Source organism: Paramagnetospirillum kuznetsovii (genome assembly GCF_003284725.1).
GTDB lineage: Bacteria > Pseudomonadota > Alphaproteobacteria > Rhodospirillales > Magnetospirillaceae > Phaeospirillum > Phaeospirillum kuznetsovii.
On record NZ_PGTO01000004.1, the window covers coordinates 357,030 to 376,463 of the forward strand.

Sequence of the window (19,434 nt, forward strand, 5' to 3'; positions counted from 1 at the left end):
CTTACACAAAGCCTAATTCCACCAAGGTGGCGGTAAGCCGATCCCGCGACATGGGCTTGGACAGCACGGTGTCGAAGCCACCGCGTCTAAGCTCGGCCACTTCTTCCGGCATGGCATGGGCCGTATAGGCCACCACCTTGACCGCCTCGCCGCCCAGCTTTTCGTCGCGAATGCGGCGGCAGACCTCCTGGCCGCTCATTCCCGGCATGCTGACATCGAGTAAGATAAGTTCGACCGCGTTGCCCGCCAGATACGTCAAGGCCGCATCGCCGCAATCCGCCTCGGCCACGTCCCAACCGCCCTTGCTCAGCAGCCGGGTCGCCAGGATTCGATTGACGTCGTTGTCATCGACCACAAGCGCCTTTTTCATGCCCCCTCCGTCGTCCCGACCGGCCCATTCGCCTTGGCCCGATGTCCTGCCAAGGGCAGGGTGAATGTGAACGTGGTTCCCGTCCCCACCGTCGAGGTGACACCGATCCGGCCGCCCAGCAATTCCACCAGATGGGAGGCCAGGGTCAGGCCCAATCCGGTGCCGCTATGGGAGCGGGTCAGGAAGGAATCCACCTGACGGAACTTCTCGAAGATGGCGCCCAGCATGTCTTCCGGTATACCGGGTCCGGTATCATCGATACTGAACCGGACGAAGTCGCCATCGACAGCCACGCGCAGCCTGATCTGCCCCTGTTCGGTGAACTTGACCGCGTTGCTGAGCAGGTTATGTAAAATCTGGCGTAACCGCAACGGGTCGGTTTCCAGGCTTTCCGGCAGATCGGGGGCCAATTCCGAGATGAAGGCTACTCCTTTGCCCGCGGTGACGGGCTGATGCACCGACGATACCTCGGTCACCAGCGCGGCCAGGGGCACGGTCTGGATGCTCATGGTCATGGCTCCCGCCTCGATCTTGGCGATATCGAGGATGGAGTTGACCAGTTCCAGCAAATGGCGGCTGCTGCGTTCGATGATATCGGCATTTTCGCGGGTTTCGTCGTCGGCCGCCTCGTCGCGAATCAACTCGGAAAAGCCGATGATGCCGTTCAACGGCGTGCGCAGTTCATGGCTCATATTGGCGAGGAATTCGCTTTTCATGCGGCTGGCTTCCTCGGCCCGGTGCTTGGCGTCCTGAAGGGTGAGGATCGAGCCCTGGACACTGTCGGCCATTCGATTGAGCGATTCGGTCAACAGCGCCATCTCGTCATTGCCATGCACCGGGAGGCGATGAGCCAAGTCACCTTCGTGGAAGCGCTTGATTCCAGCCGCCATCGCGGTGATGCGCAAGGTCAGGAACGACGCCATCCATACCGCGATTCCGACCACGACGAAGGTCATCAGGATGGTGGAAACCGAAAGCTGGCGCGCCATATCCTGGACCTGGGTGGAAATCAGCGCCATGACGCTGTCCAGATTGGCCTGCAATTCCAGATCGCGCTGCGCCATCAATTGGTCGGTATCGCTTTTGGCCTTGGTGGCGGCGGCGTGGAAGTCGTCCACGTTGGCGCCGATGGTCACGAAGCCGAAGCCGCGCGGCGACTTGGCATAGGGGCCGGTGTAATAGGGAATGGTGGCCGCCGTGGTCAGCTTCCACAAGCCGCTCCAGAATATGTCGAAGGATCCTGACCCGCCCTGGCTGGTCAAATCCATCCAGCCCGTGCATTGCGGCGCGTGGTTGAGGTAGCGGCAGTCCAGGCCAAGATTGCCGGACTTGACCAGTTCCACCGCCCCTTTCTTCTTCAGCGACTGCTCGAGGAATGTCGGCGCCGTGGCAAGGAACTCGGTGATGGGCTTGCCGCTGTCCTTCCAGGACTTATAGAGCTCCGCATCCAGCCACGGAATCGCAGGCTCGCCGGTCTGCGGATCATAGCCCGTGATGAAATAATGGCGGGGATGAACGATGGAACGCCCCTTGTAGTCCCAGATGAAGGCGTAATTACCCGAAGCGGCGTCGGGAATGGGCGAATAGCGGTCACTGGTGGGCAGGATATGGTCGGTGAATTCCATCAGGTGATCGTGATCCATGGCCAGGGTCACCCAGCCGACGATGCGCCCGCCCCGCTCCACCGGAGTGGCCCAGCGCACCAATCCCTGAAAGCGCCGCCCCACCGGATTCTCGGTCCCGGCGAACGCCGCCTTTTCCGGCTCGAAAGCGATCTTCTTGGCCTCGGCCGTCTTGGGGGTGAAAGGCCCGATCAAGGTTGTCGGAACATAGGCGCCGATGACGTCGGAGACATAAATCTCGCCCGGCTTAAGCGCCTTTAGCGCCTCGAAATAGGTTTCCGCCTTGATGAAGGTGTTTTCCCGCTTGGAGACATCGCGCAATTGCGGCGACATCAGTGGCGAGGTCGTGACCTTTACCTGCTCGTGGCCATCCAGGCCAACGAAGGTCATCTCAAGGAACAGCGGCTTTTCCTGAATATTGCCCACGTCACTGGGCGGCCGGTAATTGAAGTTCTTGCGGTTGTCCTCGATGCTCGCCTGCACCCTTGGCAAGTCGTAGCGTGGCGTCGCTTCCGGCCCCGGCACCCAGGATGCGCCATCGGGAGACAACACCCAGGGGAAGTGCCGCTCCACCGGCCGCTTGCGCTCGGCGAGAAACTGGGCGTAGCTCTCTTGGGTCTGGACCAATTGAGCGGCGGACCGCACGTCCTTGTCGCGATCATAAAGAAAGAGCGCCACCGAACGGGCGGTGTCGGTGGTCAGGCGCTCCAGCGCTTCCCTGGCGCCGTCGTCCAAAGCCTTGATGGCGGAATTGGTGGTGGTGTTGGCCACGGCTTCGGCGGTTTCACGCATATTGCGCGTCATTCCCACCACGTTCTCCGACACGCGATCGGCCAGCCAGTTCTGGCCCCGCCATGCGAAAGCCGCCAAAACCAGGAGCGGAATGACCTTGATCACCACGAAGATCAAAATAAGCTTTGCCCGAATGCCAAAGCTTTGTTGAACTTTCAATTCGACCATCGCCAAGTGTCCTTTGGTCCACGATCCGCAAATGTTTGCCAAGCCACCGCTTTCCAGCGAGGCCACTGTCCTACAGATATAGCTCAGATACACCAAACGTATAAATGCGGTTTTTGACCCATATGAATGAAGGATAAATGCCCACACTCCAAGTCAGATCAAGCCGTGGAATTGCACATTGTCTGTCGGCGGCAGTTCTGTGCTACGCGGCGATGGCTGGCCCTGCCAATGCCAGCGAGGAGGTTGTCACCATCGACTCGCGCCCCGGGGTGACCGAAAGCCTGTTGATCATTCACCCCGCCACCAAGCCGTTGGCCAGTGTTCTGCTCTATGTGGGCGGCGGCGGCGGCCTCGGTCTGCGGCCGGACCACCCTTCCGGCAAGCGCGGCGCTAATTTTCTGTTTCGCACCGCGGACCAGTTTGCCGCGAATGGCTTCCTGGTGGCGATCATCGATACGCCCTCAGACAGCGCGACCGCCCTATGGAATCGCCGCACCCGAGAAGATCACGCCTTGGATGCCGCCGCCGCCATTGCCCTGCTGCGCCGCATGGCCGATGCCCCTGTCTGGGCCATCGGGACCAGCATGGGCACTTTGTCGGCCGCCAATGCCGCCGCCCGTCTGCAAGCGGACGGCCCCGACGGAATTGTCCTGACGTCCAGCGTCACGGAGATGTCCCGCAACACCGCTGAAACCGTCCTCAGTGTCGATCTAGAGGCGATTCGCGTGCCGCTGCTGGTCGTCAACCATGCGGCTGACACCTGCGCGGCGTCACCGCCGCGCAGGGGGCGGACAATCCTCGACGGGGCCATCAACGCCCCCCGCAAGGAACTCCTCAGCTTCGACGGCGGCAAGCCCCGCGAAAGTGACGCCTGCGAACCCTTTGCCCCACATGGTTATTTCGGCATCGAGGACGAGGTGGTCGGCGCCATCGCCCAATGGATCAAAGTGGATTCGAGACCGCGTCCGCAGCGATAAAATATTTGCATAGCCAGCGGTCCGAAGCGGCACGATGTGGATTGCCCCGACGACCGGTCCCCCTTACACTGCCCCATCCTCAGTGCCGGAGCTTCCAATGTCCGACCAAGACCGCATCATCGAATTGACCGCCGCCCTCGCCGACGTCGTGTCCCGCAAGGTGGAGGAGATCAAGAAGGTCACCGGCACCACCCGCATTCTCGCCCTCAACGCCTTGATCGAGGCGGCGCGGGCCGGTGAGGCGGGCAAGGGCTTTGCCGTCGTGGCAGGCGAGGTCAAGCATGTGTCGGAAAGCATTGACGGCATCACCCAGTCGCTGGAAGCCGAAATGGGCGCCGCGGTGGAGGAGCTCAGCCGCTTGGCGACCAATATGCGGGCCGAAGCCATCGCCGAATAGACCCGGTCATGCGTCTTAGGCCCGCCCTCATCCTCGCTGCCACCCTGGCCTTCATCCAGCCCGCCTTCGCGGGACTCGACGAGGGCATGGCGGCGTTCAAACGGCAGGACTGGACCTCGGCTGCCAAGGAATTCCGCCCGCTGTCCGAGCAGGGAAACGCCACGGCGCAGGCGCGTCTGGGCTATATCCTGTTCCAGGGACTGCTGGGCAGCCGCGACGATGTGGAGGCGCTGCGCCTGATCAATGCCGCCGCCAATGCCGGCGAGGCTTTCGCCCAATACACTCTCGGCAATGCCTATTTCTTCGGTCGCGGCGTTCCGAAGACCCCCGCCACCGCCCTGGTTTGGTACGGCCGCGCCGCCGATCAGGACAATCCGGAAAGCCTGCATGCCCTGGGTGAAATTCATTTCAACGGGCTCGGCATCGGCAAGGACGAATCCAAGGGCGTCGAGTATTACCGCCGCGCCGCCGATCTCGGCGTGCCCGCCAGCCTGGAAAAGCTGGCCGAGCTGAGCTGGAATGGCCGGTCCATGCCCACCGACCGGGTCAAGGCGGTGGACTATGCCCGCAAGGCCGCCCAGGCCCGTCGCCCCATCGGGCAATTCATTCTGGGTGTCGCCCTGCTGACCGGCGAAGGCGTCGAGAAGAATCCCTCCGAGTCGATGACATGGTTCCGCCGGGCCGCCGAACAGGGGCACCCTCAGTCGCAGCACAATCTGGGTGTCGGCCTGGTGACCGGCACCGGTGTTCTGAAGAACCTTTCGGAAGGCTATTTCTGGCTTGCCGTCGGAGCCGAGCGCGCCCCGGCCAATCTCAAGGCAGGATACGAGAAGGAACGTGACCAATTCGGCGCCAAGCTCCCTCCCGCCGAGTTGGAGCAGCTCCGCGCCAAGGTCGTCGCCTGGAAGCCACCTCAGACCGGCGCCATCGCCGCCGTCGGCGGACAACAGCAGCCTGCCGCCGCGCCTGCCGTCGCGCCCGCGCCCGCGCCCACGCAGTCGGGACCGACCACCAAAGTGGTACCGCCGGAACAATCGGCGCAGCGCTCCGGCACCTCCAGCGGCACCGGCTTCCTGGTTTCCAAGGATGGAATGATCCTGACCAACGCCCATGTGGTGGAACAGTGCCGGACCATTACGGTCAAGCCGCCCGAAGGCCCGGCCTTCGTCGCCGCCCTGGCGGCCAAGGATGCCGGCGATGATCTGGCCCTGCTCAAGTCGCCCCTGCGCCTCTCCGAGACGGTTCGTTTTCGCGAAGACAAGCCCTTGCGCAAGGGTGACGACGTCGTGGTGATCGGCTATCCGCTGTCGTCGCTGCTGTCACGCGAGACCAATATCACCGCCGGGACCATCAGCGCCTTGGCGGGAATCAACGGTGATGCCCGCCATTACCAGCTGACCGCCCCGGTCCAAAAGGGCAATTCCGGCGGCCCGCTGGTGGACATCAGCGGCAATGTGGTCGGCATCGTCTCGTCCAAGCTCAACGCCATGAAAATCGCCAACCAGACCGGCGACATTCCTCAGAATGTGAATTTCGCCATCAAATCCGATCTGGCCCGCAAGTTCCTGGAACGCTATTCGGTCGCCTACGAGACCAGCCCTTCGGCAACCCCCATGTCCGTGGCCGATATCGGTGAGCGCATCAGCCGCGTCACCGTCTTTATCCAATGCAAAGTGAATTGATCAGCGGGCTTGCAGCCTGAGATCCTGGGCGCCGTCGCGGGACTTGGCGCGCAGCGGTCGCTTGCGTTCGGCGTCAAGCTCGACGCTCATATCCTTCTTATAGGTCCAATCGGACCCAAGCGCCTCGTCCACCACCAAGCCTAGCGCCGCCACGCCGCCGGTGGCCATCAACAGGGCGGAATTGGCCCAAATCCAGCCGCTGCTCGCCGCATTCAGGCTGCTGACGGTGCGCCGGAAACCGGGGGCATCGCAGGCCACCGTCACCGGGGCGGCGGAATGGGGAATGTCGATGGTCGTCGGGGTTTCGATCACGGCGCTAAAGCCGTCTCGCCCCGTCAACTCGCAGCGGGCGTGCTCGGGATTGGTTCGAATCTGCACCTCGGAACGGGTCGGATTGAACATGGACGCGCAGGCGGCCAGGGTCGTTCCCATGGCAAGGCCGGAGAGGGCGCGAATCAGGCGATGGCTGCTCAGGAGACCGCCCCCGCTTGAGAGGCGGCGGAAAAAGTGCGCAGGCGCCGCTGATGCAGTTCCAACAGCTTCCAACGCACCACGGGGATGTCGCGCACCACCGCGCCCGGCACCTTCAGCAATTCGGTCCGAATACTGGCGACCAGGGTTCCGGCGGCGGGGGTGCCGAACAGCACCTCGGACTCATTGAACGGCTCGCCGGTCCCGCAATATTCCACCACGGCGCCGTCGATGCTGCGTTCCAGCAGGCCATCGCGAACCAAATAGATGAAATCCTCGCCGGAGGTATCGATCTCCTCGCCCGATGCCAGATAATAGGGTTCCGACGACTCGACGATGCGCACCTCGGTCAGATTGGACAGGCTTTCGCCGAACAGCCAAGTGTGATTGAAGAAATTGCGCAGCACCGACAACTGGCCGATCCGCTCGGTCATCTCATTCCGCTCGACGAAACTGCGATAGAGCGCCGAGGGAATGCGCAGCGCCTTGACAAAGCTGAGCGCCCGGAAGGTTTCCAGCGACGGCTCGCCGGACAGGGCGTAGGACTCGCCGACCATGGCACCGGCCGACAAGGTGGCGTTGTGGTCGCTGTCGGACTCGATGGTCTCGACCAATCCAGTCAGGATCAGGTGGATATCGTCGCAATTGGCGCCTTCGCGCAGCAAGATGCTTTCCGGGTTGAAGGTCACCACCGGATGATTGAGAAGGATGCGGATCTGATGTTCCGGCACGCCGAGGAAATACGCCGCCAGATAGCCGTGGGCGGCGCGCAGGCGATATTCCTGATGGGCCGGAATCAGCGCATCCACCGTCCCGAACGGCGCGCCTGACCCGATGGTCTTTTGCGCCCGGCTGAGCGGCAGCGCGGTATGGGACAAGATGATCTTACCCGAGGAATCGTCGCGGAAATCATCGGCGCAGCCGTGAATGAGCCCGCCGCCGATATCCAGTTTCTTGATGTCGGCGGGAACCAGGTAATCGGCGCGCACCTGCATCATCAACTCGCTGCTGATGCCGTGGCGGGTCTCGTCGTCGTCCACCATCTGGCCCAGCACATCCATGGACACGATATCGGCCATATGGGCGTAGGAGCGATAGCCCTCTTCCCATGGCGTGCGGAAGTGAAACACCGTCGTCTCCACCGGATGGGGCGAGAAGATGGGCATCACTTCAAGACCTTCGATATCGTTCCACACCCCGAGTTCAAGATCACAGATCTCGAAATACTCGCCGAAGGAATCCTCGGACAGCGCGGTCAACGCCGCCAGCTTCTTCGCCACCGACGAGCGCACCGAGGGAACCGCGAAGTAGCGTATCCGATGATCGGCGCGGAACAGCGTGGTCAAGCCGCAGAAGTGGTCATCGTGGCAATGGGTGTGAAAGATGCCTTCCACCTCTTGGACGCCAATGCCCAGCGCTTGCAGGGCACCGTGAATATTGGGGCCCGCGTCGATCAAATAGACCTTGCCCTGAAACATCATGATGGAGGACATGGCGGCCCGCTCAGGATCCCAGCCGTCGCCCTCGCCGGAATGGATCACCGAGAAATAGCCGCGCTCCAGGTCATGGTAACCGAGATGGTAGGGGGTCTCGTAGGTGCGCCCGTTGCCGAGATTGAGATCCACCACGGCGGTTTCGCCGTCATAGGCGAACTCGAAAACGTTCAGTTCCAGGCGCCGCACCGTCACGCCGCCGGGCAGGATGGCCGGACCATCGCCGATGACGCAGGTATCGAGCAGGTCGCGGGGCGAGCGGATGGCGCCGAAGGCGAAGCGCAACTTCATGCGCATCCATTCCTGGGCCATTTCCCGCGACACGCCCGCCGCCATCATCTCTTCTTCCGACAGCAATCCGTAATTGCCGCGCAGGACGTATTCCAGTTGCGCTTCCACCTGCTGGGCCAGTCCCATGATCAAGGGCTTGCGGCTGCTGCAGTTGGGGTGGCCGGGAATGATCATTCCCTGGCGATACAGCATCTGGAGAATGGGAAATTCCGACAGATTGCAGAAGGCGCCGTTCTGCAGGGAGACGTCGGACAGCAGGATGACGTTGGGGCCGGTCTCGAAGGTGACCCCGGCCCGCTCGGTGGGATGAATCAGGCCACGTTTGATCAGGTGCTTGACGCTGTCCGCCGGACAGCCGCACAACACCCTAAGATCGGCTTCTGCGACCTCGACCCAGCAAATACCGGAAGAGACCGGAACCACACGCATACGGCTGCCCGAGATCGGCTTACTCTTAGGAACGGAACTGGTCTGACGTCCCGATCCCGCCATCACCCACCGACCATGAAGAATGCCGACCAGATATAGGGCATGCTCCACTGCGAATTTCTGAGCATTTCCAACTGCGCCTCCCGCAAAGCGTCATGGGGAGTCTTGCCCGCCAGAAGCCTTTTGTAAAGGGCCGCCATCAAAGTCTGCGTTCCGGCATCGCTGACTTCCCACAGGGAAGACACCACCGATTGGGCCCCCGCCTCTTGGAAAGCGCGCCTTAGGCCATAGACGCCCTCACCCTCGTGGATTTCACCAAGACCTGTTTCGCAGGCCGAAAGTATGGCAAGGCGCGTGCCGGTCAAATCAAGGCTAAGAACTTCCAGCGCGGTCAGCACACCGTCGTTGTCGGTATCGATTTCGCCGAGGACGGCGGCGTTGGAATTGATGCCTGCGAAAGCCAAACCGGCACGCAGCAGCGGATTGTCGCCCGGCGGCGGGAATTGGAAATCACTGGACCGCTGAAGCTTCAACAGCCGCTTGCGCAGGGTGTCGTCGGACTTGAGGAAGAAGCCGTGGGTGGCGATGTGCAGCACCTCGGGCGGCTCGGACATGTCACGCAGCACCCGTTCCTGGGCGTCGGCCTTGGAATGGATGGTGGTGGGCTTGCCCTGGCCTTCCACCGTCTTTTGGATCAGTTGGCCTTCCTTCTCGGCGCCGGGCAGCGGATCGAATTTCAGGCCGCGCATGCCCGACATGCCGCGCACCGCGTTTTGGACGTCGGAACCGGCCGAGCGCGAGCGGGCCTTTTCCAGCACCGCCTTGCCCACCACCTCGTCGGTGTTGTAGTCGGGACCGGCATTGATCATATAGCCGCCCTTGGCCGCCTTGATGGTGGACGGCAGCAGATCGCGGGTCGAGGTCAGTACGTGGAGGTCGACGCGCTCGATCAGATATTTGCGGCTGGGCTCCACCATGGCGCTGATGGGCAGGATGTTGAGATTGCCGTCGGGCACCAGATAGACCTTGGTCGACGACTTGACCAACCGTTCCAGCGGCTGCCACACCAGCTTGTAGACCGACTGGCCCACGTCCAGCAGATCATCGATCTCGATCTCTTCGCTCTGGATATCGGTGCGATATTTGATGATGGCGTTGTCGATGGCGGCAAGCCCGTCATACTTGACCAGTCCAAAGACCGGGGTATCGCCGTCCTTGCGCAGCACGCCGGCCACCAGCCGCGACTTGCCTTCCTCGCCATAGATGAAGAAATCCACCAGCACGGCATTGGCGGGCAGCGCCTTGACCAATTCATCCATGCCCACGGGGGTGGTGGACTGCTGGAAGCGGACGCTGGACCGGCCCAGCGCGCCTTGCAGGGTGTTGATACGCTCTTCCAGACCGTTGATGACCTCGACGTGGTTGTCCTTGGTCTCCTCGGTGGGGCCGGACAGGGTCAGGGCCGCCAGCCGCTTGCGAACCTCGCCCAGTTCCTCGGTCAGTTTGGTCAGTTCGGGATCGCGCGACAGGCGGGTGACCTGCTGGATCTCGGAGGCCACCTTGAGCAGGATGCCCTTGCGGTTGAGGCTGACCTCCAGCAGGGCCTTGCCCGCCGTGGCCTCGTCCAGCTTGGTCAAGGCCGCGATATAGGCCGCCAGTTCCGGCTGATGCAGCCGGACATAGCCTTCGCGGGCATTGTCGCCGGTCACGTAAAGCACCCGGTTGAGGAACTCGGTGCGACGGAGGAAGGTGGTCTTGCGAACCTCGGCGGCGCCCTTGACGTCGGCCTTGTCCTCCAGCACACCGGCCAGGGTGTTGAGCGTCTCGAAGGTGTAGGGATGGGCCGGACCCAGAACCTTCTCGTCCAGGGCCAGGGTGGCGCGCAACAGCGCCTCGGCCTCCTTCAGCTTCTTCTGGCTACGATACAGCGCCGCCATGTCGTGCATGGAGCGCAGGGTATCGATGTGCTTTTCGCCCAGCACCGCCTTGCGCGCCGCCAGGGCCTGATTGAACAGCGGTTCCGCTTCGTTCAGCTTGCCCAGCTTGTGGGTGGCGCGGGCCAGATTGTTCAGGGCCTTCAAGGTGTTCTGATGACGCGGGCCATAGGCCTTGGACCAGGCCTCGTGGACCTGCTTGAACATGGCGGCGGCGCGGTCGTACTCGCCCTTCAGCATGTAGAGATAGGCGAGGTTGTTGGTGCTGGCGATGGTGTCGGGATGCTTCGGCCCGATGGTCTTGGAAAACACCGTGATGACGCTTTGGTACAGCGGCTCGGCCTTGTCGAACACGCCCTGGCTCTCATAGAGCAGCGCCAGATTGTTCATGGTGGTCATGGTGGCGGGATGGGTCTCGCCATTGGCCTTGCGGCTGCCGTCCATGGCGGCGCGCAGGTAAGGCTCGGCCCGTTCGTAGATGCCTTCCTTTTCCAGGATCTCGCCCAGATTGTTCTCGGCGATGACGGTGGAACCGTGATCGGGGCCCAGCACCTTCAGATAGCCCTCCAGCGCCTGCTGGAAGGTCTTTTCCGCCTCCATCAGGCGGCCTTGCTTGCGATAGATGCTGGCCAGCGACGACAGTGCCGCCAGGGTATTGGGGTGCGCCGCGCCGAGACGGACGGTCTGCTGCTGCAGCACCTCCTTGGCCATGGCCTCGGCCTTGTCGTATTCGCCGCGATCGTCGAGCACATCGGCGAGGTCGCCCTTGGCCGAAAGCTGGGTCGCCACGTCGTTGGCGGCCCCGGCATCGCGAACGACGGCTTCCAGCACCGTCTGCGCCTCTTCCAGTCGGCCCTGGCGATGATAGACGGTGCCCGCGTCCAAGCGGGTATTGAGCCCCAACGGATCACTGGGCGCCAGGGCCAGCTTCTGGATGGCCAGGGCCTTGTCGTAGAGCGCCGCCGAGGCGTTGTATTCCCCCTGGACCCGCTTCAGCGCGCCTTGCTGGGCGAGACAGCGGGAATATTCACCATGGGCCTCGCCATAGACCTTGCGCGAGGCGGCGCAGGTGGCGTCGAGGAGCTTTTCGCTATCCTTGACCTTGCTGGCATTGAGCTGGGCGCGGGAAAGCGCCAATTGCAGGGTCAGGGTGGTGGGATGCTCGGCGCCGAGGCCGGTGGCCGAGGATTTGGCCGCCGCCTGATAGGTCTTGGACGCGGCGTCGTACTTGGCTTGCGACTGCTGATGGGCGGCCAGGGCCTGGGCCACTTTCAAGGTTTCGGGGTGGCCCTCGCCCAGCGAGGCCTGGGACAGCTTCAGCGCCAGTTGGAAACTGGTCTCGGCGGCATCACTCATGCCGGCCAATTGCTGCAAGGCGCCGAGATCGGTGGCGCTGATGATGGTGGCGAGATGGGTGTCACCCAGATTGTCGCGAGCGATGCTCAACGCCTGAGCGGCTTCTTCCAAAGCCTTGGGCAGATCGCCGCCGCCAGCAGACGCGATCGCTTGCTGATGGGCACGGTTCCACAGCATGGCGGCGCGTTGCTTGGCCTGGGGAACCGCCGAGGCGGCCTGCTGCTTCTCGGCGACCCAAGCGGGCGCCACGTCGCGCAGCTTGGAGATTTCCGCGTCCAGGCGCATGACCTCGTCGGCCTTGCCCGCCTGCAGGGCCTGCGCCGCCTTGGCGATCATGTCGTCCGCAGTTTGCGCCGATACCGGCGTCGCCAGCAGCAGTGTCGCCACCAGCGCCGATCCGAACGTCCTGACGCCAAGTCGTGCCATCATCGAAGCTCTCCCAAAAGCCCGCTACCCCGTGGGCAGGCCACCGATTACGACTTCTCCTTGTGGGTATAGACGCCGTCCCAATCTGCGCCCGGCGGCTCTTCCCTGAAGTGCTCGATACGATCCAGATAGACCTTGTAGATAACCCGCTCCGGCTCTTCCGCCGCCAACATCTGGAACGTCGCCGAGGCGCCGTCCCATCTTTGCTCGCGAAACAGCGCCAGGGCGCCGTGATGATGGGAGATGCGCGCCAGGGTCTCGTTGTCGATCTCGCCGTCGAAGCCCAATGGTTCATAGAGGCGAACCGGCTCGTTCTTGCCCTTGACGCGGACCATGTCCAGCTCGCGGCTGATCAGGCCCGGCACCGCTGCCTGGGTGAACTCGCTGATCATCAGGTTGACGCCGTATTGCTTAGTCAGGCTTTCGATTCGCGAGCCCAGGTTGACGGCATCGCCCAGCACCGTATAGGCCATGCGGAAGTCGGATCCCATGTTGCCCACATTCATGATGCCGGTGTTCAGCCCGATGCCCACCTTGATGGGCTTCCAGCCGCGCCGGATGAAGTCTTCCTTCAGGTCTTCCATGGTGGTGACCATCTTCAAGGCGGCCTGGATGGCGTGCTTGGCATGGTCGGGGTCGTGCAGCGGCGCCCCCCAGAAGGCCATGATGGCATCACCCATGTATTTGTCGATGGTGCCGCGATAATCATGAATGACATGGGTCATGGGGCTGAGGAAGGCGTTCATCAGCACCGTCAGCTCCTGCGGCGCCAGGCCTTCGGAAATGGTGGTGAAGCCGCGCACGTCCGAGAACAGCACCGTCATCTCGCGGGATTCGCCGCCCACCTGCACCGACTGGCCGGTCTTGTTCATCTCGGCCACCAGTTCGGGCGGAATATATTGCCCGAAGGTCTTGGCGATCTGCTGCTTCTGATTACGCTCGATCAGATACTGGCGGAACTCGATCAGCAGATAGCTGATGATGATGGCCAGCACCACATAGGAGGTGGGCAAAACCTGCCCCGCCTTGATGTAGAGCCCGGTGGACAGGGCGAAGAAGCCGCCGCCCAGGGCGATGACGCAAAGACCGCGCGGCATGGGCTTGGTCAGCGTCAGCGTCAGCACCAGCATGATCATCATGACCACAAGGGCGGAAGCGGCGGCGGTGCCGGGACCGACGGCGCGCAACGGCGCGCCCTTGAGGATGGAGCTGACGCTGTCGGCGATGATCTCGACCCCGTAGACCATGCCGACGGGGGTATCGAACCAGTCGTGGGACACCTCGGAGGTATCACCGAGGATGACGATCTTGTCCTTCACCCAGAATTCCAGCTCGGAACGCTCGTTTTCGTTCAATCCGGCGATATCGAGGAATTCCAGCGCCCCAATACCGGCCGACTGGCTGAGAAACCGGGTTCCGGTGGGCAGCGGCGGGAAATCGATATAGAGCAGATTGTTGTGATCCAGCGGCACCCGCAGCCCGCCCAGCACCAGGGTATTGCCCTCCAGGCGAGGATCGACGCCAAGGAACAGGGCGGCGGCCCGCACCGCGAAGGGCCATCCGCCCTTCTCGCCCGTCAGCTCGGGATAAACCTTCAGACGGGACAGGGTGGTCACAAGCTTGCTGTTGGATTGGATGTTCGTATAGGCGCTGGCGGAAGCCTGATCCAGCATCTCGGTCGGGTAGTTGATCTTGACGAACTTGCCGTCGCGGAACTCGCCCTGGGCCACCAGGATGGTGTTTCCCGCGTCCTTCAAGGCCTTGGCCAGGGCCGGATCCTCGTTATAGGAGCTGGGGAAGTCCATCAGCATATCGACGGCGACAACCTTGGCCCCCAATTCCTTGAGATTGGTGACGATGGTTCCGATATCGGTGCGCCGCAGCGGGAAGCTCTTATAGGCCTTGAAGAAGGGCTCGTCGACGTTAACGACCACCACTTCGGACGCCACCGCCAGGGTCTTGGCATCGCCATAGGCCAGACGCAGTTGATGCCGGAAGGACAGCGTCTGGTCCTCCAGCAGGGCAAACCACTCGAAATGTTGGGCGGGGATGGCGACCAGGAACAGCAGAATGGTCAGAATAATATCGTAACGTTTGGACAGACCACTCATGGCGCCCCCCGGAAAGGCGAAGGGCGCCCCCCGTTGCCGGAGGGCGCCCGATGCAGATTAATTGGCGTTGAGCTTGTCGTTGTAGACCAGGGCTTCCTTCTGCTTCAGCTCGACCAGCTTCAGCTCGTTATAGGCCCGGATCAGCAACGGCCGCATCTCGTTGTCGTCCTTGTTCTCGTCGAAATACTTGCGATAGAGATCCATGGCTCCGACGGTCACGCCCTTCTCGTCCAACAGGTTGGCCGCCGAGAAGTCGTCCTTGGCATTGATGGCGCGGATCTTGGCGATGGAGTCGGACAGAGCCTTGTCCTCGGCCGCCGACAGCCAAATGATGCTGCCTTCCTTGTCCGCCTCGGTCACCTTGGCCGAGCCGTTCATGACGGCGACGGTGAAGGCGTGCTTGCCGGGGCTGAGTTCGGGAACCTTGAAGCGGACCAAGTCCTCGTCGGTGCCCGCAACCGTATGGGCGACACCGTCGATGGTCAGCACGAAGCTGTGCTGCTTGCCGAAGCTTTGCCACGCCAATTCGGGATAGCTGCCCGACAGGGTGATCTGCTGGACCACGCGCAGCTTGATGGCGGTTTCCTTGTTCACCGACCGGCGCACGGTGGTATACCGCTGGGCCTCGGCGAAGCGGTTGCCGAGACCGGCCACCAGATCGCCCGAGGCCGCCTCGGGAGCCGACAGCTTGCCGCTGACGACCTTCAGCGCCGTACCGGCCACTTCGATCTGGCTGCCCGACGCGATGGTCTGGGCCATGTTGGTGGCTTGATCGACCAGCTTGCCAGAGCCATCTGCCCCGGTGCGGATCATGTCACCGGCGAAAAGATACTTATTGCGGTTGACGGGCTTCCAGCTTGCGCCATCGCGCGAGTGCTCGACCGTGCCGCTCACCTGCATCAGCAGCGAGACGGGCGGATCGGCGGCCAATGCCCCGGTCGGAGCCTGGATCAGCAACAGCCCCATCGCAAAAAACAACGCAGCGAACAGTTTGGTCTTCATCATGGCCTCCTTAGCCGACTTCTTGGACTGTATCACAAAGATCCATCCTCGATAATCGGGCCTGGACATTAGATTCCAGAGTAACTCGACGCCCTATCCGCCCCTCAGCGCGCGGAAAACATCCGGAAGCGCCGCTCGTCCTCCAGTGCACCGCTCATCATGGTCGGAGTCAAGACCAGACAACGGTCTTCCCCCATTTTGGCCCTTTCGGCCAGACAGGTATCGATGGCGCGGCGCTCGCTCAATCCGGCGATCAGGCCGCGATAGCGTACCAGTCCGTCCCGGGGCTTGATCACCACAAGCGGCGAGCCGCCACCCAGGCGGCCCGCCATTTCGCGATGGACCGTGGCCAGGGCGCGTTGCACCTTGGCGCGGTCGGTGCCGAATGCCACTTCCAGGCCCCAACCGGCGGGGGGCGCGCGGTTGGTGGAACCGTGCGCCCATTCCCCACCGGATCTCAGGCCGCAAGCGGCGGCGGAAAGATCGGGCGGGGCCTCGGTCGTGTTGGGCAAGGACGCCAGCGGCCTCGCCGCCACGGCTCCATCGCGCAAGGCCGCGTCCATGGCAGAGCGCACCACCGCCTGCCGTTGGGCGGAACTGCCTGCTCCCATGATCACCGCCACCGCTCGGTGGCCGCCCCGCCGGGCCAGGGCCACAAGATTGTAGCCCGCCGGACAGGTGAAGCCGGTCTTCATCCCCTCGGCGCCGGAAAAATTGGCGAGAAAGCCGTTGACCGTGGGATAACTGCGCCCCTTCCAACTGGTCTCCAGGCTGGAGAACAGAGCCCGGTGGGACGGAAAATCCCGCAAGATGGCCAAGGCGAGGATGGCCATGTCGCGCGGTGTCGTGACATGGCCCGCCGCCGTCATGCCGGTGGCGTTCCGAAAGCTGGATGAACCCATCCCCAAGCGCCGGGCCTCGGCGGTCATGCGCTCGGCGAAGGCGGATTCGCTGCCCGCGATGTGCTCGGCCACCGCCACCGCCGCGTCGTTGCCCGAGCGCACGATCATGGCCTTCAAAGCCGCGCCCAACGTGATGACATCGCCCTTGCGCAAGCCCAGCACCGAGCCCCCCTGCCCGGCCGCCCGCTCGGAGACGGTGATGGGAGACTCCCATTTGGCCTGTCCCGCCTCCAGGGCACGGAACGCCACATAGGCGCTCATCAGCTTGGTCAGCGAGGCGGGGTGATGGGGTTGGCCGCCGCCGTGATCGGAAATCACCGAGCCGGTGGCGGCATCGACGGTCAGGATCGCGGGCGCCGTTTCTGTGGCCGCCCGCGCCGAACCGGCGCAGCCAAACGCAAGCAACACAGCGCAAAGCCAAGGGCAAAGGAAAGAGGCGGGACGGAACATTCCCATAAGATTGTCCCACGGACCAAAGAGTGCAAGCCTCTTAACCGCCGGTAAAGGCTGGTGGCGCAAACTATAATGACAATGAGACGCTTCACGCGCCTGCTGAAAAAGGGTTAATTAGAAAGAGGCGGAGCCAAGAATTCGCCGGGGGAAGCGGGATGGCATCGGACGTGAACATTCAGACCACGCCCAAGGAAGGCGAGCCGGGGCGGCCGCGCCAGCCCAGTTTCATGCGCCGTTTCATCGTTCTGGCCGGTCCCTACTGGAATTCCAACGAGAAATGGACGGTGCGCGGGCTGGTGGCCCTGTTGCTGCTGCTGACCATCGCCCAGGTGCTGATCCCCATCATGATCAATCTGTGGAGCGCCAGTCTGTTCGACGCGCTGGAACAGAAATCCATCGAGCGCTTCTTCACCCAGATCTTCCAGATCTGCGTCATCTTGCTGGTCGCCGTGACCATCAACGGCACCCATCTCAAGATCAAGCGGCGCATTCAGTTGGGTTGGCGCCGCTGGTTGACCCGCCGCATGCAGGACAACTGGATGGCCACCGGCCACCATTACCAGCTACTGCATATGCCCGGCGATCACGATAACCCCGACGGCCGCATCGCCGAGGATATCCGCAATACCACCGAAGCAGCCCTCGACCTCGCCCATTCCCTGGTCTATTGCGGCTTGCTGCTGGGCAGCTTCATCCAGATTCTGTGGACCCTGTCAGGCGATTTGTCGTTCATGGTCGGTGGGGTGGACATCCCCATTCCGGGCCATATGGTCTGGGTGGCGCTGATCTACGCCTCCGCCGCCTCGTCCCTGGCCATGCTGGTGGGCCGCCCGCTGGTGCGCGCCACCGACAAGCGCCAGACCGCCGAGGCCAATTTCCGCTTTGGCCTGGTGCGCGCCCGCGAGAATTCTGAGGCCATCGCCCTGTTGCACGGCGAAGTGGGCGAGCGCCGCCGCTTCTCGGAACTGTTCCGTGGCATCGAGGGCGCCTGGAACCGCCAGACCACCGGACTGACCCGATTGGTGGTGTTCACCTCGGGCTATTCGGTGTTTTCCACCGCCTTTCCCGTCCTGATCGCGGCACCGCGTTATATCGCGGGCATCACCACCTTGGGCCAGTTGATGCAGACGGCCCAGGCCTTCCAGCAATTGTCCCAGGCGCTGTCATGGCCGGTGGACAATATGCAGCGGGTCGCCGAATGGCGCGCCTCGGTGGAGCGGGTTCTCGCCCTGCACGAAGCCCTGGCCGCCCTGAAGGAGGACACCACCCGTCCCGACGCCCATACCATCGTGGTGCAGAAATCCACCATGCCGACGCTCTGCTTCCACGACCTGACCATCGCCAACGCCGACGGCGCCGTGGTGCTGGAAGGCTTCAGCGCCGAAATCGATTCGGGCGAGCATGTGCTGATCGGAGGCGACCCTGGCGCGGCGGTCAAGCTGTTCAAGGTTGTCGCGGGGCTGTGGCCCTGGGGCAAGGGTACGGTGGGCCTGCCTTGCGACGCCACTTTGTTCTTCATGCCGCAACGCCCCTATATGCCGGTGGGTACGCTGCGCGGCGTGCTCGCCTATCCCTCGGCCATTGAATGCTTCGCCGACGAGGCGCTGGCCGCCGCCCTGGACAATGTTGGGCTCGGACATCTGACCGAGCGGCTGGGCCAGACCGACGCCTGGGAACAGATCCTGACCGCCGGCGAGCAGCAGCGCCTGGGCTTCGCCCGCCTACTTCTGCACCGCCCCAAATGGGTGTTCCTGCAAGAATCCACCGACGCCATGGACCCCGAGGGCGAAAAGCGGATGATGCAGTTGCTGAACGACGAGTTCCCCAACGCGACTATCCTGACCGTGGGTTTCCACGCCGATCTGGAACCCTATCACCAGCGCAAGCTGACCCTGACCCCCAGCCCGGACGGCCTGATCCTGATCCGCGAAAGCCGCAAGGCCTGGGAACAGCCCAAGCGCTCGGTCAACTGGGGCGGCCGCCTGTTCAGCACCCTGCTGCGGCGTAACGAGCGCCGGGCCATGATCTCGGGCATGTGGAAACGCGGCGACTGGCGGAATTAGAGTCGGTCAGAGTTTGGTGGAATCGGTTTTTCCTTTTCGTCACCCTCGGGCCGTGACCCACGGCTGTCCGGTTTAAATCGACGTGGTTTCATCGAGCGCCTGAGTCTTCCTGTGTTTGAAGCCGTCATCTTGGGTATGGCACTCGAAAGCCGATTCACCACCAAGGCACCAAGGACACCAAGAGGGCGGAGCAAACGGCCAAGCTTCACTCTTTCGTCATGGCCGGGCGTGTCCCGGCCATCCACGCGGTTCCGCTTGAATGCCTTTTAAGCCGATAATCCAGACGGATGGGCGTGGATGCCCGTGACAAGCACGGGCATGACGGAAAGTAAGAAACCGTGTGGCCTCTTGGTGTCCTTGGTGTCCTTGGTGCCTTGGTGGTGATTCCGTTTCGAGTCCCATGCCGAAGAGAGGACGCTTCCACATAAATCAGACGGACACTAGGTTCCGCCATGCTCGCCGCGAATGAAGCCGCGATACCATTTGCCGGAATTC

The 19,434-nt window shown here is 62.8% G+C and carries 12 protein-coding genes; 4 read left to right on the forward strand and 8 right to left on the reverse strand.

Annotated elements, in window-relative coordinates:
• Window position 1: 1 nt before the first annotated feature.
• Window positions 2-370: a response regulator gene (locus tag CU669_RS08400; protein WP_112143580.1), complete on the reverse strand. Its 369-nt coding sequence runs from the start codon at window positions 368-370 to the stop codon at window positions 2-4.
• Window positions 367-2,952: a sensor histidine kinase gene (locus tag CU669_RS08405; protein WP_112143582.1), complete on the reverse strand. Its 2,586-nt coding sequence runs from the start codon at window positions 2,950-2,952 to the stop codon at window positions 367-369. The genes CU669_RS08400 and CU669_RS08405 overlap by 4 nt, the downstream gene beginning before the upstream one ends.
• Window positions 2,953-3,164: 212 nt before the next feature.
• Between CU669_RS08405 and CU669_RS08410 the strand changes: the two genes are divergently transcribed.
• The 3 genes from CU669_RS08410 (at window position 3,165) to CU669_RS08420 (ending at window position 6,008) form a co-directional block, all read left to right on the forward strand.
• Entirely contained in the window at window positions 3,165-3,929 is a 765-nt protein-coding gene (locus CU669_RS08410) for an alpha/beta fold hydrolase (RefSeq protein WP_112143584.1), read from the forward strand.
• Between the two features lie 97 nt (window positions 3,930-4,026).
• A complete protein-coding gene (locus tag CU669_RS22005) occupies window positions 4,027-4,326 on the forward strand; it encodes a methyl-accepting chemotaxis protein (protein WP_112143586.1) in 300 nt (99 codons plus the stop codon).
• Between the two features lie 8 nt (window positions 4,327-4,334).
• Complete coding sequence (locus CU669_RS08420) at window positions 4,335-6,008, forward strand: trypsin-like peptidase domain-containing protein (RefSeq protein WP_112143588.1); 1,674 nt, start codon at window positions 4,335-4,337, stop codon at window positions 6,006-6,008.
• On the opposite strand, the gene CU669_RS08425 is transcribed toward CU669_RS08420, so the two are convergent.
• The 6 genes from CU669_RS08425 to CU669_RS08450 all read right to left on the reverse strand — a co-directional run bounded on the left by CU669_RS08425 (window position 6,009) and on the right by CU669_RS08450 (window position 16,831).
• Window positions 6,009-6,440, reverse strand: coding sequence for a hypothetical protein (locus CU669_RS08425; RefSeq protein WP_112143590.1), 432 nt, complete (start codon window positions 6,438-6,440; stop codon window positions 6,009-6,011).
• A 38-nt stretch (window positions 6,441-6,478) separates the two neighbouring features.
• Window positions 6,479-8,692 carry a cyclic nucleotide-binding domain-containing protein gene (locus CU669_RS08430; protein ID WP_239988607.1) on the reverse strand — a complete coding sequence of 738 codons (2,214 nt, stop codon included), beginning with the start codon at window positions 8,690-8,692 and terminating at the stop codon, window positions 6,479-6,481.
• Between the two features lie 62 nt (window positions 8,693-8,754).
• Window positions 8,755-12,411: a CHAT domain-containing tetratricopeptide repeat protein gene (locus tag CU669_RS08435; RefSeq protein ID WP_112143594.1), complete on the reverse strand. Its 3,657-nt coding sequence runs from the start codon at window positions 12,409-12,411 to the stop codon at window positions 8,755-8,757.
• Window positions 12,412-12,455: 44 nt separating this feature from the next.
• Window positions 12,456-14,519, reverse strand: coding sequence for an adenylate/guanylate cyclase domain-containing protein (locus CU669_RS08440; RefSeq protein ID WP_112143596.1), 2,064 nt, complete (start codon window positions 14,517-14,519; stop codon window positions 12,456-12,458).
• Window positions 14,520-14,576: 57 nt separating this feature from the next.
• A complete protein-coding gene (locus CU669_RS08445; protein WP_239988608.1) occupies window positions 14,577-15,524 on the reverse strand; it encodes a DUF7354 domain-containing protein in 948 nt (315 codons plus the stop codon).
• A gap of 101 nt (window positions 15,525-15,625) precedes the next feature.
• Window positions 15,626-16,831: a D-alanyl-D-alanine carboxypeptidase family protein gene (locus CU669_RS08450; RefSeq protein ID WP_239988609.1), complete on the reverse strand. Its 1,206-nt coding sequence runs from the start codon at window positions 16,829-16,831 to the stop codon at window positions 15,626-15,628.
• Between the two features lie 200 nt (window positions 16,832-17,031).
• On the opposite strand from CU669_RS08450, the gene CU669_RS08455 reads away from it, so the two are divergent.
• Entirely contained in the window at window positions 17,032-18,939 is a 1,908-nt protein-coding gene (locus tag CU669_RS08455; RefSeq protein WP_112143600.1) for an ABC transporter ATP-binding protein/permease, read from the forward strand.
• The last annotated feature ends 495 nt before the right edge of the window (window positions 18,940-19,434 follow it).